Source organism: Exiguobacterium sp. SH5S13 (assembly GCF_004337085.1).
In the GTDB taxonomy this organism is placed as follows: Bacteria; Bacillota; Bacilli; order Exiguobacteriales; family Exiguobacteriaceae; genus Exiguobacterium; species Exiguobacterium aurantiacum_A.
Genome location: NZ_SJUS01000030.1, coordinates 1 through 24,133 on the forward strand (window position 1 = coordinate 1; position 24,133 = coordinate 24,133).

Sequence of the window (24,133 nt, forward strand, 5' to 3'; positions counted from 1 at the left end):
TTCCGACGTCGGGTGGAGCCTGTATTTGTAGCCATTCAGCATGTCTCCCCCTCCTCTCGGCCGATGATCGTGATGAACGCCTTCCTCATCCGATACCCGCGACGGGGGAAGGGAAATCTGACGGAATCACGAACTTATGTTCGTCATATCTGTCACAGGGGTGGCCAAGAAGTTTATGTACGGGCGATTCATCTCCCACCTACGCTGGGCTTCGCCCCAGACGCTTAGAGGTGGGAGAATTCTCGCTTAATTATGTTGAATGTGGGATTGTCCGCTTGTTGATCATCGTCTCGGCCGATACGATGACCCCTTCGGCCGTGAGGGCTCGGGCATTGTCCTTCATCGTCTGAAGCATCTTGAGCCGAGCGGATTCGCTCGGCTTGCGGTCCATCATCGCGAAACCGCCCTCTAAGAAATTGGCGTCCGTTCCCCAATTATGAGAAATGTGCAAAACGTCGAGGTAAGGGGTAATAAGATGATAGCGAGATAGCGGCAACGTCAAGTTCGAGTTGATCTGTGTGCGGGCACCGCGCTCCTTAGCGTAGCGTAGAAGCGGGACGACATAGTTTCGAACTGACTTCATCGACAGCATCGGCTCACCGCCCGTGATCGAGAAGGCGCGCAAGTGCTCGATCTCGTCGAGGCGTGAGATCAACAGTTCGAGCGGGACCTCGGGTTCTTCCGTTTGATCGAGCATATAGCCGACCGCACAATGCTCGCAGCGCATATTGCATAGTTTCGTCGTCGTCACTTCGACGTTCGAGAGAACGAGTCGACCGAACTCGGTTTGATCGAGATACGCTTCCCACGGATCGAACGTCGTCGAGATGTTTTGCATGTGGATTCCACCTTTTTATCAAGTTACACGAAATAGTATGCTATAATAACAACTCTTTGTCACTAAGCGAAGGAGCGATCATGAGATGGGTAAATCACGAACAGATACGGCAGGAAAAATGAACGTGTTAAAATCGAGAACGGAGTTACTGTGCTTATCAGTCAACACGTTAGACGAATTCACGACGCCAGAGGATTTGCATCGATTGTTAGCTGATATTGATTCCTTACGTGCGAAAGTCGTACGTTACGCCAAAGATTTAGAACAAGTATCTCGAAAGGATGAAACACATTGAAATTGATCGTAGGAGAACGTGCAAGCACGAAAGCAGAACGGTTAGGCATTAACGGGGAGGGCATCGCGATGATCAATCGGATGGTCATCTTTATCCCGAACCTGTTACCAGGGGAACGAGCCGATATCGAAATCACGCGCATCGAACGAAACTATGCCGAGGCGCGGGTCACGAAGCGACACAACGACTCGCCGGACCGGGTCAAACCGCCGTGTCCGATTTATGACGAATGTGGCGGTTGCCAGATTCAACATATGAGTTCACGTCTGCAAATGGACTATAAAGAAGACATCGTCCGCAACGCGTTCCGTCAGAAGACGAAGTTGAACGTCGATAAGTCCGATATCCGTCCGACGAAAGGGATGGAAAACCCTTGGTACTATCGTAATAAGTCCCAATTCCCGTTGTCAGTCCAACGCGGCGAGATCGTCTCAGGCCTCTACAAGCCGAACTCGAACGACCTCGTGCCGATCGAGCACTGCATGGTGCAACAACGTGATACGACGAACGTCAACAACGCCATCGTCCGTATTTTGAACGAGCTCGACATCCCGGTCTATGACGCGAGACGTGACGTCGGTTTTGCCCGGACGATCGTCGTCCGTTCAGGTTACAAGACGAACGACGTTCAAGTCGTTCTCGTCGTCGGGAGTGAGGACGTACCGAACTTGGATACGCTCAGCGACCGCATCATGGAATTGCCGAATGTCGTCTCGTTCCATATCAACATCAACTCGAACCGGTCGGGCGTCATCTTCGGTTACCGAACGGTCCACATCGCCGGTCAAGACAAGATGGACGAGCAGCTAGACGATGTGCATTACCACTTGTCGCCACGTGCTTTCTTCCAACTCAATCCGGCCCAAACCGAAGTCATGTATCGTGAAGTCGTCGAGGCGGCCGGTCTGACTGGTGAAGAACGCGTCATCGATGCGTACGCCGGTGTCGGTTCAATCGGACTTTGGCTCGCACCGCACGCGAAAGAGATTCGCGGGATGGAAGTCGTACCTGAAGCGGTTGAAGACGCAAATGCTCACATGCGTGAGAACGGCTACAATCATGCGACATACGTCGAGGGGCGCGCTGAACATTGGATTCCACGCTGGGTGAAAGACGGTTGGATTCCTGACGTGATCGTCGTCGACCCGCCGCGAACAGGTGTGGACCATCAGCTCCTAAACGCGATGATTTCTTCGAAAGCGAAACGGATCGTCTACGTGTCATGTAACCCGCAGACGCTCGTGCGCGACGCGGATCAACTCATGAAAGCCGATTATAAGATCAACTACGTCCAACCGTACGATATGTTCCCGCAAACGGCTCACGTCGAATCGATTGTCGTCTTCGAGAAAAAGAAGAAGAAAAAATATTGACGGGACCGTGAAAACGCTTGTCAAGAAAACGTTTTCACGTTATAGTTCAGATGTCAGACTTCTTTTTTAAATTCAAGAAGCGGAGGAACATTCAATGATTCCACATGAAAAAGTTCAAGAGCTCGTTCATAAGGCGATTGACGCGCGGTCGCGCGCATATACACCTTACTCGAAGTTCAACGTCGGTGCCGTCGTCATCGATGAGACGGGTAAGGAAATCTTAGGTTGTAACGTCGAGAACGCGTCGTACGGTTTGTCGATGTGTGCCGAGCGGACTGCCATCTTCAAGGCGGTATCGGAAGGCAGCAAGTCGATCGACACGGTCGTCGTCGTCGGAGACACGGAAGGCCCGATCTCGCCATGCGGCGCTTGTCGTCAAGTCATCGCCGAGTTTGCGAGTGACGACTTCACGTTGATCTTGGCCAACATGGCCGGTGAGACGAAAGTGATGACAAAAGAAGAGATGCTGCCATACGGCTTCTCGCCAAAAGACTTAACATGAAAATAAGGATGCGGACAACTTTGTCCGCATCCTTATTTGTTGCCGTCATATTTTTTCTCGCTGACCGAGTCGTCTTTTGAGTGGCGCTTTCGTTTCTCGTCTTTCACTTTTTGATTTAGCTCTTCGACCGGGATCGGGTCGACCGTCTCCATGCCTTCTTGGTCAAAGATGCTCTCTTTGTCCGTATCGACGGCGTCCGGATTATCGAACGGTCGTTTTGACGGTTGTTCCTGCTTCTTCATCTCCATCGCCTCCTTCTTTGAGTGTTATTCCACTTCCTGATTTTGTGTAAACGCTTTAGAAAAGTGTTTCAAGTTTCGGGAACAGTGGAATTATCTGTGCATAGTGACTAAGGAGGGGTATTGGATGGATAAGAAAGTATTGATGGGGATCGTGCTCGGTGTGGCTGGTGCTGCACTCGTCGCGCCGAAAGTCGCGGCGCTGTTGACGCAAGACCGCAAGGATAACATGTGGAGCAAGATGGACAAGATGGAGAGTGTCGATTCCGATAAAGACGAGGCGGAAGCAGGGCTGACACAACTCGATTCGAACAACCGGGCCGAGTGGCAAGCGAACGGGTTCCCGCAGACACACGCCGAACGCGATCGGCTCATGAACGAATCAGATGATGCCTATAAAGGCAAAGATATTTAAAAAGAGGCAGCCGCGGCTGCCTCTTTTATATGTCTTCATCGTCTGGCAAGAGCGGCAAAGCAAGCGACACGGTCGTGCCGCTGCCGACTTCGGACGTGAAATGCATCGAGCCGCCATGGCGTTCCATGATGTGCTTGGCGATGGCGAGCCCGAGTCCGGTACCGCCGTCTTCACGCGTCCGCGATTTGTTGACGCGGTAAAAACGTTTCGTCAATTGATCGAGATCTTCTTTCGGGATGCCCCGGCCTTCATCGCGAATCTCGGTGATGGCATAGTTCTCTTCCGCGAACGTCCTCACATGGATCGACTTGCCGGCATCCGTATAACGAAGGGCGTTATCAAGTAAGTTTCCGACGACTTGCTCGAGGCGATCGTGATCCCCGAGAATGATGAGGTCAAAGTCGAGATCCGCTTTGATGGTGACGCCTTTCGCGCGCGCGATCGGTTCAAACCGGTATAACACGTCTTCGAGCACTTGTGAGTACACGACCGGTTCTTTCGTCATCGGATACGAATCGCGTTCGAGCTGGGCGAGGTCGAGCAGGTCGTTGACGAGTCGTTGCAACCGCTCCGTCTCGTTCTCGATGATGTCGTAATACTGGGCTTGCGTCTTCTCGTCGAGCGTCGGGTCTTGCAGCATCTCGGTATACCCGCGAATGTAAGATAGCGGGGTCCGGAGCTCATGGCTGACGTTCGCCAAAAATTCTTTGCGCTGCTCCTCGACGAGTCCGAGCGACTCGGCCATCCGGTTGAGCGTCTCGGCCAAGTCACCGATCTCGTCATCGGAATCGATCGGGATGCGGTGCGTGAAGTCACCTTTGGCATACACTTGGGAAGCGCGCTTCATTTGGATGAGCGGTTGAATGATCGTGTCGATGATTTGCGTCCCGAAAATGAGCAAGTTGACAATCATCAAGATGAGCAAGAACGTGATCATCAGCCGGATCGGCTGGAACGGCTCACTGATTTTACTCAGCTCCATATAGAGGATGAGGGCATTATCGAGTTCGCCGTCACGGATGAGCGGGAACGCCGACATGAGAATGTCGACATCCTCGGTCGGGTGCTTGCGCGTGACCGAGATGGCGTACCCGTCTTGCAAACGAGCGAGATCTTGTTCGCGTAAAAACGTCTTCCCGGAGCCGAGACTATCTTCCCGTACGGACGAGAGGAACACTTTCGTTTCGGTCAGTTCGTTCGTGTACGTCATGCTGTCGGCGAACGCGTCGGAGAAGCCGTCCGCCTTATAGATGGTGACGAGTTTCTCTCCGCGGTTGATCAGCAGTTCTTCTTGCGTCTGAATGTAAAACTTGTCGTACAAGTAAAACGTCATGATGATGAACACGAACGCAGAGAAGAGGCTGGCCGTCCAGATGGTGATCCAAATCCGCTTCCGGATCGTGTATTGCTTCATACGTTCGCCTCGAACTTGTAGCCGATCCCCCAGACGGTCTGGATGTAGCCACCGGCTTCGCCGAGCTTGAGACGGAGCGTCTTAATGTGCGTGTCGACCGTCCGGAGATTGCCGTGGTATTCGGTACCCCAAATCTGGTCGAGGAGCTGTTCCCGAGAGAACACTTTGTCTTCGTTCGTGATGAACAAGTAGAGGAGATCGAACTCCTTGCGTGTCAAGTTGACAGTTTTGCCTTTCACGCTGACGGCGCGGCCTTCGATATCGATCGATAAGACACCGGCGTCGAACGTGGCTTCTTGCTCTTTTGAGAAGTTGTGCGTGCGCCGGAGTGTCGCTTCGATTCGGGCGAGCAGTTCGCGCGGGCTGAACGGTTTTGTGATGTAGTCGTCCGCGCCGATCTTCAATCCGTGAATCCGGTCGAGTTCTTCAGACCGGGCCGTCAGCATGATGATCGGGACGTTCGAAAACTCACGGATGCGCATGCAGGCGGTCAGACCGTCGAGCTCGGGCATCATGACGTCGAGCAAGACGAGGTGGAACGACTTTTCTTTTAACAAGTCGATCGCCTCAAGGCCGTTCGTGGCGGTGACCGTCTCATAGCCTTCTTTTGCTAAATTGGAAACGAGCAAATCTCGCATCTGCTCCTCATCGTCGGTTACTAAGATTCGAAATACTGGTTCTATCATCTGGCATTCTCCTTTACAAACCGGTTAACGAAGGATGTGATAATTCCCTCATACTTCTATCATACCTATCTCTTCGAATTAGAACAGAATTATTCATTCTCGTAAAGTTGTCCTCAACAAATCCACACAAAAACGCCACAAAAAAGCCAATTCTTTGTCAGAATTGGCTTATGCTTCGAGTTGGGCTTCGTACGAATGATCGAACTCAGGCGCATGAAGTGAATGCAAGTACAGCTGGAAGCTCGACTTCGACACTTCATACAAGACGTATTCGACGTCACCGCTATTAACTTCTGCTAACAAATCGGGCCGGATCTCATCGGCGCAAAACGCATAAGGAAGTTTTGCCGCCGCCGCGATCGAACGCTCATTTGCCTTACGAATCTTTAAAAATACACTCTCAATATCAAGGTCGAAGAACAGCTCTGAGAAGAACGTTTCTTTCGCGACTTGATTGTAACCTTTCCCATGGTACGGTTTGCCAAGCCACGTACCGAGGAAGCCGTAACCGGTTTCCACATCGAACAAGCTGATCGTCCCGATCGGGGTACCGAACTCGTTCGTAATTGTACGTGAGATGATGTTTCCTTGCTCTTCTAGCTCGATGATTTGCTTCGTGCTAAATAAAAACTCGTCAAAGTGGACCGTCTTTTGACGGACATATGGAAAGACATCTGGGTGTTGCATCAGTTCGAACAACTCCGCGCAGTCGGTAAGCTCACGAAATTTGAGCACCAAACATTCCTCCTCCTAGTTCAGACCGCTGAAGAATAGTTGTAACGAAAGCATACTTCTGGCTACGTTGTTCGAACTTGCCTTGGCTGCTCTCTTTTATGAGTTACAAGATTATTTTATAGACTTTTTTTGAAAAAGCAAGCAAATAAAATGTAACTTCACAAAAAAAATAAAAGAGCGCTTTCACGGCTGGGGTTACTCACATTTCATGATGGGTTTTCGAGCGATCCGTCGAGTAGACGATGCGGCCGTCGACGATGGTCATGATCGGCTTCGACATGTAGTCGAGCGGGAAGTGACTCCACAAGACGAGGTCGGCGTCTTTGCCGACTTCGAGTGACCCGACGCGGTCATCAACCCCGAGTGACTGGGCCGGATGAATCGTGATAGCGCGCAGGGCGACGTCGACTGGAAGGCCTTCACGGGCGGCAAGACCGGCGCATAGATTCAAATATTGGACCGGGGTATATGGATGGTCGGTCGTGATCGAGACGATCATATCGTGTTCATGCAAGATACGGTACGTCTCCCACGTTTTGTTTTGAAGTTCGATTTTAGATTTACGGGTGAACGTCGGTCCGACGGTGACATGTTTGACGCCGAGTTCACGTAACTTCTCCGCGACGAGGTGACCTTCCGTACAGTGCTCAATCCGGTAATCGAGATCGAACTCTTGAGCGAAACGGACGACCGAAAGAATGTCGTCGGCACGGTGGGCGTGGACACGGACCGGCATCTTCCGGTCGAGCGCGAGTTGGATCATCTGACTCCCGAACGTACCGATCGTCTTCGTCGAATCGACGGTCCGGAACGCCTCTCGCAATAGTCCCATGATGCCCATGCGGGTCAACTCACCGGATTTCCCCATACTGTGGACGCGTTTCGGGTTTTCGCCGAGAGCAAGTTTCAAGCCGGCATACCGGCGTAACACCATATCCTCGATAAAGCGACCGTGCGTTTTAATGACGCTCGTCACTCCGCCGATGACGTTCATGCTACCCGGCATGACTTGGACCGCCGTGACACCGGCCATGAGCGCTTCACGGAAGCCTTCATCGAGCGGATAAACCCCGTCGATGGCCCGGGCGTGCGGTGTCATCGCTTCGACCGTCTCATTGGCGTCATTCCCGACGGAACCCGTCCCTTCGTCATACAGTCCGAGATGGGTGTGGGCATCGATGAAACCGGGGAACAGGAAGTTGCCTTCCGCCTCGATGACGGTCTCGCCGTGCGTTGGATCTAACAAGTCCGCCATTTCGACAATTTTTCCATCTTTTATGCGAATGTCCCCGTAAAAGTTTGGCGCGGTGATCGGGTAAATATGAGCGTTACGAATTAATAGATTACTCACGAGCTGTCTCCTTTCAAGTCAAATGCAGTAGTTGTTTTAGTGCGGGTTCTAACGTCTCATAGCGAAAACGGAAGCCGTGATTGAGCGCTTTTGTCGGAACGACTTTGGCACCTTCAAGTACGATCACGCTCTTTTCGCCGAGTGCGAGTTTGAGGATCGGGGCCGGAGCCGGGGCCCAGTGCGGCCGATGCATCACTTGTCCGAGCGTCTTTCCGAACTCGTCCATCGTCACTGGTGTCGGCGCCGTCCCGTTGACCGGTCCGTGTATCGAATCGGTCTCGATGATGTAGACGAATAAGCGGACGAGATCGTCTATGTGGATCCAAGGGACCCACTGTTTTCCGGAACCGAGCCGTCCGCCGGCACCGAGCGTGTAGGGCAGCTTCATGAGCGGGAACGCGCCGCCGTCGTTTGACAAGACGACACCAGTTCGCATCGTGGCGAGACGAATGTCCATATCGGCGACAGGCGCGATTTCTTTCTCCCACAAGACGCAGACGTTTCCTAAGAAGTTGGTCCGGTCCGGGAGCGGTGTCGATTCCGAGTAAGTGATCGACCGGTCTTCGCCGTAAATGCCGATCGCTGACCCGCTGATGACGACGTCCGGTTTCTGCTTCATGTTTTTGATGATGCGAACGACTTCTTTCGTCCCATCGATACGGCTTTGGAGGATGGCTTGTTTTTGTTTGTGCGTCCAGCGTCCGTCGTTAATGGAGGCGCCTGCCAAGTGGATAAAGGCGTCGACATCTTGGAGTTCGGTCTCGGGACGGCTGTCTGGCGTCAACCATTCGACGAACGAGATGCCTCCTTGACGTGGGCGCGGATGGCGCGTCAAGACGACGACTTGATGACCGGCCTCGGCTAGCGCCCGAACGAGCGGCCGACCGATCAATCCGGTACCACCGGTGATTGCAATTTTCATGTGAATCCCTCCATTATTCTTGAAGCGTTTTCAAATCGGGTATGATAACGGTAAATACAATAGCTAATTAAATAAATACCCTTTCTTTTAACTTATCAAAAATCCTTCTGAAAAGGGGAACGTGATATGTTAGAAGCAGGAAAAGGAGGGGGTTTCATGAAAATCAGCAAGTTTACGGCTCAAAAGAAAAATAAGGACCGCTTGAACGTCTTCATCGAGAAAGACGGGCAAGAAGAGTTCGCGTTCGCCATCGATTTAGACGTCTTCATTAAATATGGATTGACGAAAGGGATGGAACTTGAAGACGATTTTGTCCGTGACGTCCTTCAAGCCGAAGAAGAACAGAAAGCATACAAAGCAGCCGTCAATTATTTATCGTACCGAATGCGTGCCGTTTCAGAGGTCCGTGACTATCTCGTGAAGAAAGAGATAGATGAGGCGGCCATCAAGCGCGTGATTGACAGATTGATTGAACAACGCTACTTGAACGATGCCGAATTCGCCAAAGCCTACACCCAAACGAAGTTTAACACGAGTCCGAGCGGGCCGATCAAAATCAAGCGGGAACTGGTCCAGCTTCGAATCACACCTGAAATCATCGAAGAGGTCATCGCTGCGATCTCGCACGAAGACCAACTTGAGAAAGCCGGAAAGTTCGTAAATAGGAAACAACTGGAAACGAATCGCCGTTCCGCCACAGAAGTGCAACAAAGAATTCAACAAACCCTGGTGCAAAGAGGATTTACGTTTGATATCATTTCAGAGGCGATCCTTACGTTTTGGGAAAACGAGGATGAGGACGTCGAGCTTTCGGCTTGCTTGAAGCAGGCTGAAAAACTGAGTCGGAAGTACAACGGGTATGCCCCATATGAGCGGAAACAGCGCGTGAAGATGCAGCTTCGGAGCAAAGGATTTCCGTATGAGGTGATTGACCGGACTTTAGAACGACTCGCTGAACAAGAGACATAACGGGAAATTCATTTACGGCAGGGGAAAAAAATCTGAAAAGGTGGGTCTACATTGACGATTTTTGAATGGATTACAGCACTTGTGCCAATTTTGGCTGTGCTTGTATTATTGGTTATTATGCGTTTACCAGCATCGGTTGCGATGCCACTCTCGCTCCTATTGACAGCGCTACTTGCGTTCTTCGTCTGGGAACTTGATGCAACCCGCATTACAGCGGCGGTGTTACAAGGAATCGTCATCGCGATCACGGCAGCATGGATCGTGTATGGCGCGATCGGGATGATGAATACGATGAAAGAGGGCGGCGGTATGAACGCCATCCGTTCCGGTTTTGTCACCATCACACCGGATCCGCGGATTCAAGTCCTCATCGTCGGCTGGTTGTTCGTTTCGTTCATTGAAGGTGCTTCAGGCTTTGGGACACCGGCGACGGTGGCGGCCCCGCTATTGATCGCACTAGGTTTCCCGCCAATCGCGGCTGTTGTAATCGCCTTGTCGGCCGACGTATCGGCCGTCACGTTCGGTGCAGTCGGGACACCGGCTTTGATCGGGATTGGTAACGGACTCTCGCTCGATGTGAGCAAGCCGGAATCAATCGAATTTTTGACAAGTGTCGTCTTACAGACGGTATTGATCGATATGCTCGTTGGTCTTTTTATCCCGTTCATTTTGATTTTGATGCTGACTCGATTCTTTAGTAAAGCGAAGTCGGTCAAACCTGCATTCGAAGTACTGCCGATTGCCCTCGTGGCGGCGCTCGTCTACAGCGTTCCGGCTTATATTTGGACGCTCATCCTCGGATTTGAATTTGGGGGCATGCTCGGTGGCTTGACTGGTCTTGTGATTCTCGTCGCGATGGCACGAAAAGGTATTCTCATGCCAAAACGGATTTGGACGTTTGACGGTTACGCCGACGAGCTCGACCAACCGGTTGAACAGCCGACAGTTGGGAAAGGGAAACGTGAACTTCCGCAGTGGAAAGCATGGGCACCTTACTTGATTTTGACGATCTTCCTCATCTTGACACGGACGGTCCCGTTCTTGAACGAGTTGACGCGCAGTGTCCGGATTGACCTCCCGAACATTTTAGGGGTAGAAGGAATCTCGACGTCGTGGGAGCCGTTCTATTCACCAGGGTTCATGTTCATCTTGACGATGATTGCGACGTTCTTCTTGCACAATATGAGTTGGTCGCAAGTGACGTCGGTCTTTAAAGCGACGACACTCGGCATCGGCGGAACGTTAATCACGCTTGCGGCGTCAGTTCCAATGGTTCGAATCTTTATCCATTCAGAGAATGGCGGAGCTGGACTCGCATCGATGCCAGTCGAACTCGCGACGGCTGCAGCGGACACGTTTGGTGGTGTTTGGCCGCTTGTCGCACCGTGGATCGGGGCGCTCGGAGCGTTCGTATCGGGATCGGCCACGTTCTCGAACATGATGTTCTCGAGCTTGACGACGAATGTCGCCGATTCGGTCGGGATGAGTGAGACGCTCGCCTTGTCGATGCAGATGGCCGGCGCGAACGCTGGTAACATGATCTGTGTGCTGAACGTCGTCGCGGTCGCTTCGGTAGCGGGTCTGCTCGGTAAAGAAGGAACGATCATTCGCTACACGCTCATGCCGATGATCTATTACGTGACGGCAACAGGGATCGTCGGGATGATTCTCGCGACGTTCTTCTTAAACTGAAACAAGTTACAATATTTTTACAAAAAAATATTGACAATTTTCTGAACAGTCTGCTAAGGTTTTAGTAGATTTTCAAACTATGAAGAGAGAGGAGCCAACATGATGAAGTACATCACTACACTACAACGCACACACACAACATCATATGGCTACTCGTATTTGACTGCGTAAAATGGCAGCTGGATAGGGGTAGTGTCTTTTCCCTGACCATGCAAATGACTGAAGACTTTCAAGCGTACTTCATCCGATTGGTTGCACAATCAGGTGGAGTGCGCTTTTTTGCGTGCTCGGAAAGGACGGAAGGGGGAATCAGTCGTGAAACTGATTAAACAATTGGATTGGTTTATTAAGAGGCAGAAACGGACGTATGTCATTGCGATCATTTTGCTCATCATTACCGGGGTCATCGATATGCTCCCGCCATGGATTATCGGGCAAGCGATCGATGCGATCCGCGAAGGAAGTTTGACGACGGAACGGCTCATCACAATCGTCGGCTCACTGCTAGGCATCATGGTGTTATCGTACGTTTTATCGTACTTGTGGATCGCGCGTCTATTCGGGACGGCGTTCCTGCTCGAGAAAAAACTGCGGGCCCGATTCTTCGGGTATTTGCTCAAACAGACGCCACGGTTTTATCAACAGCACCGCACCGGGGACTTGATGGCGCTCGCGACAAATGATTTGAAAGCGGTTGAACGGACGGCCGGCTTTGGTGTCATGACGCTCGTCGATTCGTTCAACATGACGCTGATCGCATTGACGATCATGGGGGTGTTCATCGATTGGAAATTGACGCTCGCGGCACTGTTGCCGATGCCGTTACTCGCCTGGTCGATGAATAAGCTCGGCCGTCAAATTCACGCCCGCTTCACGGCGGCCCAAGATTCGTTCGGCGTTATGAACGACCAAGTCGTCGAATCGATTTCAGGACTTCGCGTCATCCGTTCGTTCGTGCAAGAAGAGGCAGATACGAAGAAGTTCGATACGATCACCGACGACGTCATGGCGAAAAACATGCACGTCGCTAAAATTGACGTCTTATTCGAACCGGTCATCAAACTGCTCGTCGGTTTGAGTTACTTGATCGGCTTGTCGTTCGGGACGTACCTCGTCTTTACGAATGACATCACGCTCGGTCAACTCGTCTCGTTCAACATTTATCTCGGGATGCTCATCTGGCCGATGTACGCGTTCGGTGAGTTGATCAACGTCGTCCAACGCGGGACGGCGAGCTTAGAGCGGATCGAAGCGACGATGAACGAAGCGCCGGACGTCGTCTCGAACGGTACGGTGCAAGTCGACGTGCCAGAGAAGATCACCTTCAAATCGTTATCGTTCCGCTATCCGGGTGCGAGCCGCCCGTCGCTCGAAGACATCGTGCTCCACGTATCACGCGGAGAAACGATCGGAATCGTCGGACCGACCGGGGCCGGCAAAACGACGCTCCTGCGTCAGCTGATCCGCGAATATCCGATCGACGACTCGTTGCTCGTCAACGGGATCCCGGTTCACCAAATTAAACTCGACACGGTACGAGGTTGGAGCGGTTACGTGTCACAAGAACATCTATTGTTCTCGAAGACGGTCCGCGACAACATCTTGTTCGGGGCCGATGACGCGACCGAAGCCGACCTCGAGACGGCGATTCGGCTTGCGGCGTTTGATACCGATATCGAGCATTTAGAGAACGGGCTCGATACGGTCGTCGGCGAGCAAGGGGTCATGCTGTCAGGCGGACAGAAACAACGTCTGTCGATTGCGCGTGCGCTCTTGAAAGACCCAGAGATTTTATTGCTCGACGATTCGCTCTCGGCGGTCGATGCGAAAACGGAAGCCCGAATCATCGATTCGGTCCGGACGAGCCGTGCCGAACAGACGACGTTCATCGTCGCGCACCGCTTGTCTGCCGTTTCCCACGCTGATCAAATCCTTGTCTTGCAAGACGGTCGCGTCACGGAACGCGGCACACATGACCAACTGATGAAACAGCACGGTTGGTATTTCGAACAGTTCAATCGACAAGGAGAGACGGAGTAATCCGTACGAAAGGGGGAATCTCTTATGATCGATCAACACGAATTAGATCCGGTCCGTAGGAAAAAGACGATTCGCTCACTCGTTGGCTATGCCAAACAAGTGAAGCGCTCGATTTTCCTCGGGTTGATCCTACTCTTTTTAGCGGTCGGCGCAGAACTTGCGGGACCGTATATCGCAAAAATCATCATCGATGACCATATCGTCGCCATCGAGCGCGACTGGGTTCAAGTCGAGGCCGGGGGCAGTGTCTCGTTTGACGGCAATAACTATGAGAAAGAGACGCGGTTGGACGGGCAAGACGTCGTCCGTCCCGTCTCGATCGTTCAGACGACCGAAGGCTACTATCTCGTACCGGACGCCGTCATGAGCGGTGGGGTCAGAGAAGTCGATAACGGCGCCTTGACCATCACGCGGAGTGAGGAGACAGCGACGTACGACAACATCGTGCCGTTGTCTTCGACCGACGTCTTCCAGTTTTATGAGACGGATCTTCGGGCCGTTTTCGTCTTATCTGCCATCTACGTCGTCCTGTTGTTCATCGCGGCAGGTCTCAACTGGGGGCAACAGATGCTCTTACAACGTTCGGCGCATACAATCGTTAAGACGATGCGCCTTGACGTCATGAGGCATTTGCAGACGATTCCAGTCCGTTACTTTGACCAGACGCCGATCGGGAAAATCGTCAGCCGGGTCACGAACGATACGGAGACGATTCGTGATTTGTATTTGGGCGTTCTCGCCCGCGTCTTCCAAAGCGTCGTCATGATGATCGGTGTTTTGATCGCCATGTTCTTCCTAGACGTCCGCCTCGGACTCGTCTCGCTCATCATCATCCCGGTCGTCATCGTCTGGGTGAAGTTGTTCCAGCGTCTCTCGACCCGGAACAACTTTAAAGTCCGGGCGCTCGTCGCCGATATGAACGCACAATTGAACGAGAGCATCCAAACGATGCCAATCATTCAATCGTATGTGCGGGAAGATCTCGTCTATGATGAGTTCGACGTCAAGAACAGCGACAACTTCCAGACACGCCGGAAACTGTTGAAGCTCGACGCTCTTATGTCGCACAACTTGGTCAACTTCTTCCGCAACATGGCACTCGCGCTCCTCATTTGGGTCGTCGGTGCGCAAACGCTCGGAACGGGCAGTGTGCTCACGCTCGGGATACTTTACGCCTACATCGATTATGTGTCCCGTATTTTTGAGCCGGTGACGCAAATTATGAACCAGTTGTCACCGCTCCAGCAAGCGCTCGTTTCGGCGGACCGAATGTTCCAACTGCTCGATGAGACAGGCGAAAACGTATCGTCTGAGCGCATTCCGCGCTTTAAAGGCGAAGTCGTGTTCGACGACGTGTCGTTCAGCTATGAGGCTGGGAAACCAGTGTTGAAACACATCGACATTCAAGCGGCACCTGGTGAGACGATCGCGCTCGTCGGTCATACCGGTAGCGGCAAGAGTTCGATCATGAACTTGCTCATGCGCTTTTACGACCCGTCGTCAGGAAAACTTTGCATCGATGGGATGGACGTGACGAAACTTCCGACGCAAGCCGTTCGGGACCATCTCGGTATCGTGCTGCAAGACCCGTTCTTGTTCACGGGCTCGATTCGGACGAACGTGACGCTCGGTGACGAGACCATTCCCGATGAACGGATTTGGCAAGCGTTGACGGCGGTCGGTGCCGATCGGTTCGTCAAGCAGCTGCCGCAAGGACTCGACGAGCCTGTCATCGAGCGCGGCGCTTCACTCTCGAGCGGAGAGCGGCAATTGATTAGTTTCGCCCGGGCGCTCGTGTTTGACCCGGCCATCCTCGTCCTTGACGAGGCGACGGCTAGTGTCGACTCAGAGACAGAGGCGCTCATCCAAGACGCGCTGAAGACGCTCACGTACGGACGCACAACGTTCGTCATCGCGCACCGATTGTCGACGATTCGTGAGGCCAATCAAATCCTCGTCCTCGACCACGGTCAAATCATCGAGCGCGGGAATCATCAGTCACTCATCGCTGACGGTGGTGTTTACGCCCGGATGCATGAGTTGCAAAGTAAACAGCAAGTGATCAGCTGAGAAAGGAAACGTTATGGAGATCATCGGCAAATATAATCAAGCTAAAGTGTTCAATGAACGGATTGATGATATGACGCGCGCACAGATTCAAACGCTCGTCGACCAACCGTTCACGGAAGGGGCAGCGATTCGAATCATGCCCGACATGCATGCCGGCAAAGGTTCGGTCGTCGGGACGACGATGACGATTCACGACAAAATCGTACCGAACCTCGTCGGTGTCGATCTCGGGTGTGGCATGCTTTGCACCGAGATCAATGTGAAGCGGATCGATTTTCAAAAACTTGACGATGTGATTCGTCAATTCGTTCCGAGTGGGATGAACATCCGGGAGTCGGCGCATTCGTACGCGTCAAAGGTTCCACTAGAAGACGTTCGCGCCCCGTATAAGCTAGACCGGGCGTTACGCTCGGTCGGGACACTTGGCTCGGGCAATCATTTCATCGAGGTGAACCGTGATGATCATGGACGGACGTTTCTCGTCATCCATTCGGGTTCACGCCACCTCGGTGTCCAAATTGCTGAACACTATCAGCAGCGAGCGATCCGTCATATGATGGATACGACAGAAGTACAGAATGAGATCGAGCGTTTGAAAGAAACTGGACGCGAAGGTGAGATTCAAGCTTATCTCGAGTACGCGAAGACGGCAAAACAAGGATTGCGAGATCTCGCCTATGTCGAAGGGACAGATATGGACGACTACATGCATGACGTTCGGATTGCTCAACAATACGCGGCAAGTAACCGACTGGCGATGACCGATGTCATCGTCGAAGCGATGAACTGGAACGTCGTCGATCAGTTCGATACGGTGCATAACTATATCGATCACGACGACATGATCCTCAGAAAAGGGGCGATTTCCGCAAAAGCCGGAGAGCGCGTCATCATCCCGATGAACATGCGTGACGGGTCGCTCATCTGTACCGGAAAAGGCAACCCGGACTGGAACTTCTCAGGTCCGCATGGCGCCGGGCGCATCATGTCGCGCTCAGCGGCACGAAAACGCGTCGACTTTAACGAATTCAAAAAGTCGATGGAAGGCGTCTGGTCGAGTTCGGTTCGGAAGTCGACAATCGATGAATCGCCGTTCGTCTATAAATCGATGAAAGAGATTGTGCGCTATATTGAACCGGCCGTCACGATTGATCAACTGATTAAACCGCTTTATAACTTCAAGGCGAACTGAACATTATTCAGTTTCGCCTTTTTCTTTTACTCGAAAAATCTGATACGCTACAAGTGAGGTGAACGAAATGGAAAAACGGTTGAGTGCGTTATCAAAGTATGAGCTCGAGCAAGAAATTCGTGACTTGCATGAGCGGAAACGAAAAGCCGAACAGATGGGTATGGTGAGTGAGATTGAGGTCGTGCTTCGCCGCATCGCCATCGCGGAGAGTTATTTGATTGATCCGGCATCGTTCAAGCCAGGTACGACGTATATCGTCAACTACAATAATCGTCCGTTCCGATTAAAGTTTGTCAACGGCGTCATGGGTTGGGGAACGTTTGAAGGAGAAGTGATGGAACATGCGATCCCGCTCTCTGAGTTATCGGAGGTGCGCGTATGAACCGATCAGACCAATACAAGCGGTTGGCAGAAATCTTAAGAGATAAGAACGACTTGTTGAATGAAGACGAGGCGTTAACGTGGGTCGAGGTGTTGTGGGAAGATTTTGAGGCGACGCTCGCCCGCGCTGGTGAACCGTACCCAGGGGAAGCGAAGTCATTCCAATACGTCGTTCAACAAATCGATGCGTACGGGGCGCAATTGCACTTATTTCAAACGAAAAACGAAAAATTCAAACACCTGATTTCAAAACGAGATCTCCACTAAAAAATCACGCGATCCTCGCGTGATTTTTTGCTTGCAAACGTGGTACAGTTGGTTATAATAAGGTCGCTATTTGTTTGCTTTAGAGTTGAGTATTTATAAACTTTCTTTAGTGAGTATCATGTATCACTAAACTTTCCTTAGAAAGGGAAGGAGGAACACAGTTTGGAAGTCGGTCAAAACATTAAACGACTCCGCGTCAAAAAAGGGTTGACCCAAGAAGAGTTGGCGGAACGTACCGATTTGAGTAAAGGCTACATTTCTCAAATCGAGCGTGATTTGAGTTCCCCTTCGCTAGAAACGCTGTTCGACTTATTAGAAGTGCTTGGATGCTCGCCAAAAGAGTTCTTTGATGAGGAGATCAATCAAAAAGTCGTCTATACGGAAGGCGACCGCACGGTATATGTCGACGAGAATCGGCTATACCGGACGGAGTGGCTCATCCCGGAATCCAATGAGAAAGAGATGGAACCGATTTTGCTCACGTTCTCAAAACAAGGGGAGTTCAAACGGTACGAGCCGTCGCGCGCGGAAACGTTCGTTTACGTACTGTCTGGCCGCGTCGCCCTCAAACTCGGGAACCATACGTATTTCGCCAAATCGGGCGAGACGTTGTACTATGTCGCCTCAGACGCGCATCAGCTCGTCAACGATTTTGATGGCGCAAGCGAGTGTCTCGTCGTCGCCACACATTCGTATTTATAACAAGGGAGGAAACCAAATGAACCCAGAAACGATCATTCGTTTTGACAACGTGTCGAAGCGGTACGACGATACTGTCGTCTTAGAGAATATTAACTTTGAAATCGAGCGTGGAAAATTCTACACGCTGCTCGGTCCTTCGGGATGCGGAAAGACAACGATTCTGCGGATCATCGCCGGATTCACCGATGCGACAGAAGGTGATATCGAGTTCAACGGGAAGCGAATCAACGACGTGCCGGCAAACAAACGTCAAGTCAACACGGTCTTTCAAGATTACGCCTTGTTCCCGCACTTGAACGTATACGAGAACGTCGCTTTCGGCTTGCGCATCAAGAAGATGAAAGAGGGGGACGTCAAGACGAAAGTCGAACAAGCACTCAAATTCGTCAACTTGGAAGGCTACGAATCACGTGAAATCGATGAGATGTCAGGCGGACAACGTCAACGCGTCGCCATCGCCCGTGCCATCGTCAACGAACCGGAAGTCATCTTGCTCGATGAACCGCTTTCAGCGCTCGACCTTAAACTTCGGACCGAGATGCAGTACGAGTTGCGCGAACTTCAACAGCGTCTCGGCATCACGTTCATCTTCGTTACCCACGACCAAGAAGAAGCACTCGCCATGTCTGACGAGATTTTCGTCATGAACAACGGGGAGATTGTTCAAAGCGGGACACCGACAGACATTTATGACGAGCCGATCAACCGCTTCGTCGCTGACTTTATCGGGGAGTCGAACATTGTTCCTGGTGTGATGCCGGAAGATCACCTCGTCACGTTTGCCGGGAAGACGTTCGATTGTGTCGACCAAGGGTTTGACCGCAATGAAAAAGTCGAAGTCATCATTCGTCCAGAAGACTTGGAGATGACGTCGGTCGACGCGGCGAAACTCGTCGTCGATGTCGACTCGCAACTATTCCGTGGCGTCCATTACGAGATTTGCTGTTACGACCAAGAAGGCAACGAGTGGCTCGTCCATTCGACGAAGAAATCAGTCGTCGGGTCGAAAATCGGGCTCACGTTCGATGACGAGGCGGTTCACGTCATGCGCCTAGGCGAGACCGAAGAAGAGTTTGACCGTCGTCTCGAATCGTATGAGGAGGTCGCCCATGAATCAAACTAGTCAAACCGCCAAGACGGTCTATTTGACGACGTACTGGATATGGATTGTGCTGTTCGTCATCGCGCCGCTCCTCCTCGTCGTCTACTACTCATTTTTTGATATCGAAGGAAACTTGAGTTTAGAGAACTATCAGATGTTCTTCACATCGACTTACTTGACGATGACACTGTCTTCGTTTTGGTATGCGTTTCTCATCACGTCCTTCTCGCTTCTCATCGGGTATCCGACCGCGTATTTATTGACGAGAACGAAACATAAGCAGCTCTGGCTGTTGCTCATTATTTTGCCATCATGGATCAACTTATTGCTGAAAGCGTACGCGTTCCTTGGGATTTTTGGAACGTACGGCATCACGAACCAATTTTTAGAGGCGATCGGCATCGGGACGAAACAAATTTTGTTCACGGACTTCAGTTTCGTATTCGTTTCGGTTTACATCTTCATCCCGTTCATGATTTTGCCGATCTACAACGCCATCGAGAAGTTACCGCCGTCGCTCGTCTACGCGTCGCGTGACCTCGGTGCCTCGAACTGGACGACGTTCCGTCGCGTCATCTTCCCATTGACGCTCGACGGGGTGAAGTCAGGGATTCAAATCGTCTTCATTCCGGCGTTGTCGCTCTTCATGATCACGCGCCTCATTGCCGGAAACCGTGTCATCACGCTCGGGACGGCGATCGAACAACAATTTCTCGTCACGCAAAACTGGGGCATGGGGTCAACAATCGCTGTGTTCTTGATTTTGGCGATGGTACTCGTCATGGTCATCACACGTGACTGGGGCGCGAAAGGAGCGGTGCGTCGATGAAGAAGAAAAAATTCAAGTTAGCGAATCTGTATTTGATTGCGGTGTTCTTTATCCTGTACGCACCGATCCTCTATCTAGTGTTTTACTCGTTTAACAGTGGGGGAACGATGAGTAACTTTGAAGGGTTCACCCTCGAGTGGTATAAATCACTGTTCACAGATACCCGTCTGCTCGTCATCGTCTTGAACACGATCATCATTGCTCTCTTGTCGGCGACCATCTCGACCGTGCTCGGTGTCATCGGGGCGCTTGCCATTTATACGGCGCGGCAACGGTTCACGAAGACGTCGCTCTTATCGCTCAACAACGTCTTGATCGTCAGCCCGGACGTCATCATCGGAGCGTCGTTCCTCATTTTGTTCACGATGCTCGGCATTCAACTCGGGTTCTATTCGGTTCTCTTGGCGCACATCGCGTTCTCGGTTCCGATCGTGGTCATTTTAGTGTTACCGAAGCTTCAAGAGATGAGCCCGACACTGATCGATGCGTCGCGTGACCTTGGAGCGAGCTCGTGGGACGTGCTCACAAAAGTCATCTTGCCGTATATCACGCCAGGTATCTTCGCAGGGTTCTTCACGGCGCTGACGTATTCACTCGATGACTTTGCGGTGACGTTCTTCGTCACGGGTAACGGCTTCACGACGCTTGCCGTCGAGGTCTACTCACGGGCACGCCAAGGGATCTCACTTGAGATCAACGCCTTGTCGACACTCTTGTTCGTGTTCACGCTCATACTCGTCCTCGGGTATTACGTACTCGCACAACGGAGTGCGAAGGAGGTAAGACGATGAAAAAACTAGTCATCATGTTGACGGTGCCGCTCCTCGTCAGTTTCGGTTTGCTGGTTTGGGTGTATCAAATCAACATGTCCCAAGGGTTTGGCGGCGATAACACACTTGTCGTCTACAACTGGGGCGATTACATCGATGAAGATTTGATCGGCGAATTCGAAGAAGAGACCGGACTTAAAGTCATCTACCAGACGTTCGACTCGAACGAGGCGATGCTGACGAAGATTCAGCAAGGCGGTACCGCGTTTGATATCGCCGTCCCGTCCGATTATGCGATCAGTAAGATGATCGAAGACGATCTGCTCTTGCCGATCGATTACGACAAACTCGAAAATTTCGATAACATCGACCCACGCTTCCTCGACAAGTCGTTCGACCCTGACAACACGTACTCGGTCCCTTACTTCTGGGGTACGGTCGGGATCGTCTACAATCCTGAACTCGTCGACGGTGAGATCACATCATGGAACGACTTGTGGGACATGCCGCTCGAGAATGATATTTTGCTAGCGGACGGGACACGAGAAGTGATGGGCTTCGGTCTTAACTCGCTCGGCTATTCGCTCAACACGACGGACCGTGATGAACTGCTCGAGGCAGAAGCGAAGCTCGAAACGCTTTGGCCGAACATTAAAGCGATTGTCGGTGATGAGATCAAAATGCTCATGGCCAATCGTGAAGCAGCCGCAGCCGTCGTCTGGTCGGGTGACGCTTCTGAGATCATGTACGAGAACGACGAGTTGACGTACGTGATCCCGGAAGAGGGGACGAATCTTTGGTTCGATAACCTCGTCATCCCGAGCACGTCGAAAAACATTGAAGGGGCACATCAATTTATCGACTTCATGCTCGATGCTGAAATCGCGGCACGAAATACCGATTACGTCGGGTATTCGACACCGAACGAAGCAGCACTTGAATTTTTAGATGAAGAAGTCACATCAGACGAACGGTTCTATCCGTCTAAAGACGTGACAGATGAGCTTGAAGTGTACGAAAACTTAGGCAAACGCATGAACGCGTATTACAACGAGTTGTACTTGCGCTTCAAAATGCAGAGTAAATAAAGTAAGTCCCGCTCAAACGTTGAGCGGGACTTTTTGTGTTTGTAGAAGGGGTACTCCATTCACATCTGTTGCAACTCGGCACGCTCATCGTCTGTGAACACACGGGAACGGCTCAAAAACCGTTTCCCTTCGACACCTTCGACCGAGAACATGCCGCCCCGGCCGTCGACGACGTCGATGATGAGCTGGGTGTGCTTCCAATACTCATACTGCTTCTCGTGGATATAGAACGGACAGCCGCCGATCTCTCCGAGCAGGACGTCGTGATCGCCAATCATGAACTCATCTTGCGGGAAGCACATCGGTGAGCTCCCGTCACAGCAACCGCCCGACTGGTGGAACAGGAGCGGACCGTGTTTCGCAAGCAACTGCTCGAGGAGCGCGAGCGTGGCGGGGGTGGCCTCGACGCGACGCACCATCTTAAAAGAACCCGAGTTTTTGTTCGCTGTAGCTGACGAGCATATTTTTCGTGCGTTGGTAATGGTTGAGCATCATCTTGTGGTTCTCCCGGCCGATCCCGGACATTTTGTAACCGCCGAACGCGGCATGGGCCGGATATTGATGGTAACAGTTGATCCAAACGCGCCCCGCTTGAATCTCACGGCCGAACCGATAGGCCCGGTTCATATCGCGTGTCCATACACCGGCGCCGAGTCCATAGAGCGTATCGTTCGCAATGGCGAGCGCGTCCGCGTCGTCCTTGAACGTCGTCACCGACAAGACTGGACCAAAGATTTCTTCTTGGAAGATGCGCATCTTGTTGTGGCCTTTAAAGATGGTCGGCTGAACGTAATAGCCGTCGGCGAGGTCACCGTCCATCATGTTGCGCTCACCACCGATCAAACATTCGGCTCCTTCCGCTTTTCCAATCTCAAGATACGATAAAACCTTCTCCAGCTGTTCGTTCGATGCTTGAGCACCCATCATGACGTCAGGGTCGAGCGGGTTGCCGAGCTTGATCGCTTTGACGCGTTCGAGGACGCGTGCCATAAACGGCTCATAAATCGACTCGTGGATGAGGGCGCGCGATGGACACGTGCACACTTCGCCTTGGTTTAACGCGAACATGACGAGCCCTTCGATCGCTTTGTCAAAGAAATCATCGTCCGCGTCCATAATGTCGGCGAAGAAGATATTCGGTGACTTGCCCCCGAGTTCGAGCGTCACCGGGATGATGTTTTGCGACGCGTATTGCATGATCAATCGACCCGTCGTCGTTTCGCCAGTGAACGCGACTTTGTCGACACGGTTACTCGACGCGAGCGGCTTCCCGGCCTCGAGTCCGAAGCCATTGACGATGTTGAGCACGCCTGGTGGCAGCAAGTCTTCGATCAGCTCCATCAGTACCATGATCGAAGCCGGTGTCTGTTCGGCCGGTTTTAAGACGATACAGTTACCGGCGGCGAGTGCCGGTGCGACTTTCCAGATTGCCATCAAAATCGGGAAGTTCCATGGGATGATTTGAGCGACGACGCCGAGCGGTTCCGCGAAGTGATAGGCGACCGTGTCGTTGTCGAGCTCGCTGATGCCGCCTTCTTGCGAGCGGATGACGCCGGCGAAATAGCGGAAGTGATCAATCGCGAGCGGCAGGTCGGCGTTCAACGTCTCACGGACGGCTTTCCCATTCTCCCACGTCTCCGCGTAAGCGAGCATCTCAAGGTTTTCTTCCATTCGGTCGGCAATCTTGTTTAAAATGACCGAGCGTTCGGTGACCGATGTTTTGCCCCAGGCGCCTTTGGCGGCATGGGCCGCGTCCAGTGCCAGTTCGATATCTTCTTTCGTCGACCGCGCGACCTCGCATAACACTTTACCATTTACCGGAGAGGTGTTCTCAAAATAGTCTCCCCCTGAAGGTGCTGTCCACTTTCCGTTGATGTAGTTCTCATAGCGGTCCTTGAACTGGACTTTCGTGCCTGCAGAGTTCGGTACTTCATAAATCATGATCGTTCCTCCCTTTTCCGTAAAGTATAGGGGTTTGATGTATGCGCTTACATTTTGTAGTAAGCCAATAGCTCCCTTTTTCATCCTAACGGGTTGTAGTGATAAAAGTCAAAATTTTTTGACAATAATTTGACACAATTCTGTCGAGATGTTTTGAAGCCAATATTTGCCACAAACAGAGTATCGTGGAATCAATTTCAAATCGAAGGAGTGGACGCACTCACGGCAAAAACATATTAGGTCGACCCGGCGCAAAGCTTAATCACGTTTATCGAGTTTGCGGTTAATGCGAACGGGCAGCCTGACGAGTTCGTTTTGAC

24 protein-coding genes and 1 pseudogene are annotated in these 24,133 nt (G+C 51.8%); 16 read left to right on the forward strand and 9 right to left on the reverse strand.

Annotation, left to right across the window (positions count from 1 at the left end):
• Positions 1-259 precede the first annotated feature (259 nt).
• Positions 260-838 (reverse strand): annotated as a pseudogene (yfkAB, locus tag EVJ30_RS13320) (radical SAM/CxCxxxxC motif protein YfkAB); the annotation flags it as partial.
• Positions 839-923: 85 nt separating this feature from the next.
• On the opposite strand from yfkAB, the gene EVJ30_RS13325 reads away from it, so the two are divergent.
• From EVJ30_RS13325 to cdd, 3 genes are all read left to right on the forward strand, one after another.
• Complete coding sequence (locus EVJ30_RS13325) at positions 924-1,133, forward strand: hypothetical protein (protein WP_016510454.1); 210 nt, start codon at positions 924-926, stop codon at positions 1,131-1,133.
• A complete protein-coding gene (rlmD, locus tag EVJ30_RS13330; protein WP_131469461.1) occupies positions 1,130-2,506 on the forward strand; it encodes a 23S rRNA (uracil(1939)-C(5))-methyltransferase RlmD in 1,377 nt (458 codons plus the stop codon). The genes EVJ30_RS13325 and rlmD overlap by 4 nt, the downstream gene beginning before the upstream one ends.
• A 94-nt stretch (positions 2,507-2,600) precedes the next feature.
• Positions 2,601-3,008: a cytidine deaminase gene (gene cdd, locus EVJ30_RS13335; protein WP_016510463.1), complete on the forward strand. Its 408-nt coding sequence runs from the start codon at positions 2,601-2,603 to the stop codon at positions 3,006-3,008.
• 32 nt (positions 3,009-3,040) lie between these two features.
• On the opposite strand, the gene EVJ30_RS13340 is transcribed toward cdd, so the two are convergent.
• Entirely contained in the window at positions 3,041-3,250 is a 210-nt protein-coding gene (locus EVJ30_RS13340; protein WP_070328939.1) for a hypothetical protein, read from the reverse strand.
• 124 nt (positions 3,251-3,374) lie between these two features.
• Here EVJ30_RS13340 and EVJ30_RS13345 point away from each other — a divergent pair, with 124 nt between their 5' ends.
• Positions 3,375-3,662, forward strand: a complete 288-nt coding sequence (locus EVJ30_RS13345; RefSeq protein ID WP_131456891.1) for a hypothetical protein — start codon at positions 3,375-3,377, stop codon at positions 3,660-3,662.
• A gap of 25 nt (positions 3,663-3,687) precedes the next feature.
• Here the strand turns inward: EVJ30_RS13345 and EVJ30_RS13350 are convergent, their stop codons facing one another.
• The 5 genes from EVJ30_RS13350 to EVJ30_RS13370 all read right to left on the reverse strand — a co-directional run bounded on the left by EVJ30_RS13350 (position 3,688) and on the right by EVJ30_RS13370 (position 8,770).
• Positions 3,688-5,076, reverse strand: a complete 1,389-nt coding sequence (locus tag EVJ30_RS13350; RefSeq protein WP_131456893.1) for a sensor histidine kinase — start codon at positions 5,074-5,076, stop codon at positions 3,688-3,690.
• Complete coding sequence (locus tag EVJ30_RS13355; protein ID WP_131469463.1) at positions 5,073-5,762, reverse strand: response regulator transcription factor; 690 nt, start codon at positions 5,760-5,762, stop codon at positions 5,073-5,075. Before EVJ30_RS13355 ends, EVJ30_RS13350 begins: the two co-directional genes overlap by 4 nt.
• 168 nt (positions 5,763-5,930) lie before the next feature.
• Positions 5,931-6,497 carry a GNAT family N-acetyltransferase gene (locus tag EVJ30_RS13360; RefSeq protein ID WP_131456897.1) on the reverse strand — a complete coding sequence of 189 codons (567 nt, stop codon included), beginning with the start codon at positions 6,495-6,497 and terminating at the stop codon, positions 5,931-5,933.
• A 199-nt stretch (positions 6,498-6,696) separates the two neighbouring features.
• On the reverse strand, positions 6,697-7,848 hold the full coding sequence (locus tag EVJ30_RS13365; RefSeq protein WP_131456899.1) for an amidohydrolase: 1,152 nt from the start codon (positions 7,846-7,848) through the stop codon (positions 6,697-6,699).
• 13 nt (positions 7,849-7,861) lie between these two features.
• Positions 7,862-8,770, reverse strand: a complete 909-nt coding sequence (locus tag EVJ30_RS13370) for a TIGR01777 family oxidoreductase (RefSeq protein ID WP_131456901.1) — start codon at positions 8,768-8,770, stop codon at positions 7,862-7,864.
• 156 nt (positions 8,771-8,926) lie between these two features.
• Here EVJ30_RS13370 and recX point away from each other — a divergent pair, with 156 nt between their 5' ends.
• From recX to EVJ30_RS13430, 12 genes are all read left to right on the forward strand, one after another.
• Positions 8,927-9,739 (forward strand): recombination regulator RecX, encoded by an 813-nt coding sequence (gene recX / locus EVJ30_RS13375; RefSeq protein WP_236634170.1) that lies wholly within the window; start codon positions 8,927-8,929, stop codon positions 9,737-9,739.
• Between the two features lie 51 nt (positions 9,740-9,790).
• On the forward strand, positions 9,791-11,431 hold the full coding sequence (locus tag EVJ30_RS13380) for an L-lactate permease (RefSeq protein ID WP_083274120.1): 1,641 nt from the start codon (positions 9,791-9,793) through the stop codon (positions 11,429-11,431).
• Positions 11,432-11,746: 315 nt separating this feature from the next.
• Complete coding sequence (locus tag EVJ30_RS13385; protein ID WP_131456907.1) at positions 11,747-13,471, forward strand: ABC transporter ATP-binding protein; 1,725 nt, start codon at positions 11,747-11,749, stop codon at positions 13,469-13,471.
• Between the two features lie 24 nt (positions 13,472-13,495).
• The gene (locus tag EVJ30_RS13390) at positions 13,496-15,541 is read left to right on the forward strand and encodes an ABC transporter ATP-binding protein (protein ID WP_131456909.1); all 2,046 of its coding nucleotides are present in this window, start codon (positions 13,496-13,498) and stop codon (positions 15,539-15,541) included.
• 13 nt (positions 15,542-15,554) lie between these two features.
• Positions 15,555-16,733, forward strand: a complete 1,179-nt coding sequence (locus EVJ30_RS13395) for an RtcB family protein (protein WP_131469464.1) — start codon at positions 15,555-15,557, stop codon at positions 16,731-16,733.
• 67 nt (positions 16,734-16,800) lie between these two features.
• Positions 16,801-17,115 (forward strand): YfhH family protein, encoded by a 315-nt coding sequence (locus tag EVJ30_RS13400; RefSeq protein WP_131469466.1) that lies wholly within the window; start codon positions 16,801-16,803, stop codon positions 17,113-17,115.
• Positions 17,112-17,381 carry a YfhJ family protein gene (locus EVJ30_RS13405; RefSeq protein ID WP_131469468.1) on the forward strand — a complete coding sequence of 90 codons (270 nt, stop codon included), beginning with the start codon at positions 17,112-17,114 and terminating at the stop codon, positions 17,379-17,381. Before EVJ30_RS13400 ends, EVJ30_RS13405 begins: the two co-directional genes overlap by 4 nt.
• 162 nt (positions 17,382-17,543) lie before the next feature.
• On the forward strand, positions 17,544-18,083 hold the full coding sequence (locus EVJ30_RS13410) for a helix-turn-helix domain-containing protein (RefSeq protein ID WP_131456913.1): 540 nt from the start codon (positions 17,544-17,546) through the stop codon (positions 18,081-18,083).
• Between the two features lie 16 nt (positions 18,084-18,099).
• Positions 18,100-19,206, forward strand: a complete 1,107-nt coding sequence (locus tag EVJ30_RS13415; protein ID WP_131456915.1) for an ABC transporter ATP-binding protein — start codon at positions 18,100-18,102, stop codon at positions 19,204-19,206.
• Complete coding sequence (locus tag EVJ30_RS13420) at positions 19,193-20,014, forward strand: ABC transporter permease (RefSeq protein ID WP_131456917.1); 822 nt, start codon at positions 19,193-19,195, stop codon at positions 20,012-20,014. Before EVJ30_RS13415 ends, EVJ30_RS13420 begins: the two co-directional genes overlap by 14 nt.
• Positions 20,011-20,805: an ABC transporter permease gene (locus EVJ30_RS13425; RefSeq protein WP_131456919.1), complete on the forward strand. Its 795-nt coding sequence runs from the start codon at positions 20,011-20,013 to the stop codon at positions 20,803-20,805. Before EVJ30_RS13420 ends, EVJ30_RS13425 begins: the two co-directional genes overlap by 4 nt.
• Positions 20,802-21,872 (forward strand): ABC transporter substrate-binding protein, encoded by a 1,071-nt coding sequence (locus tag EVJ30_RS13430; protein ID WP_131469469.1) that lies wholly within the window; start codon positions 20,802-20,804, stop codon positions 21,870-21,872. Before EVJ30_RS13425 ends, EVJ30_RS13430 begins: the two co-directional genes overlap by 4 nt.
• Positions 21,873-21,931: 59 nt before the next feature.
• Here EVJ30_RS13430 and EVJ30_RS13435 read toward each other — a convergent pair whose 3' ends face one another.
• Positions 21,932-22,291: a DUF779 domain-containing protein gene (locus EVJ30_RS13435; RefSeq protein WP_131456923.1), complete on the reverse strand. Its 360-nt coding sequence runs from the start codon at positions 22,289-22,291 to the stop codon at positions 21,932-21,934.
• A gap of 1 nt (position 22,292) precedes the next feature.
• Complete coding sequence (gene exaC, locus EVJ30_RS13440; protein WP_070328957.1) at positions 22,293-23,813, reverse strand: acetaldehyde dehydrogenase ExaC; 1,521 nt, start codon at positions 23,811-23,813, stop codon at positions 22,293-22,295.
• Positions 23,814-24,133 lie beyond the last annotated feature (320 nt).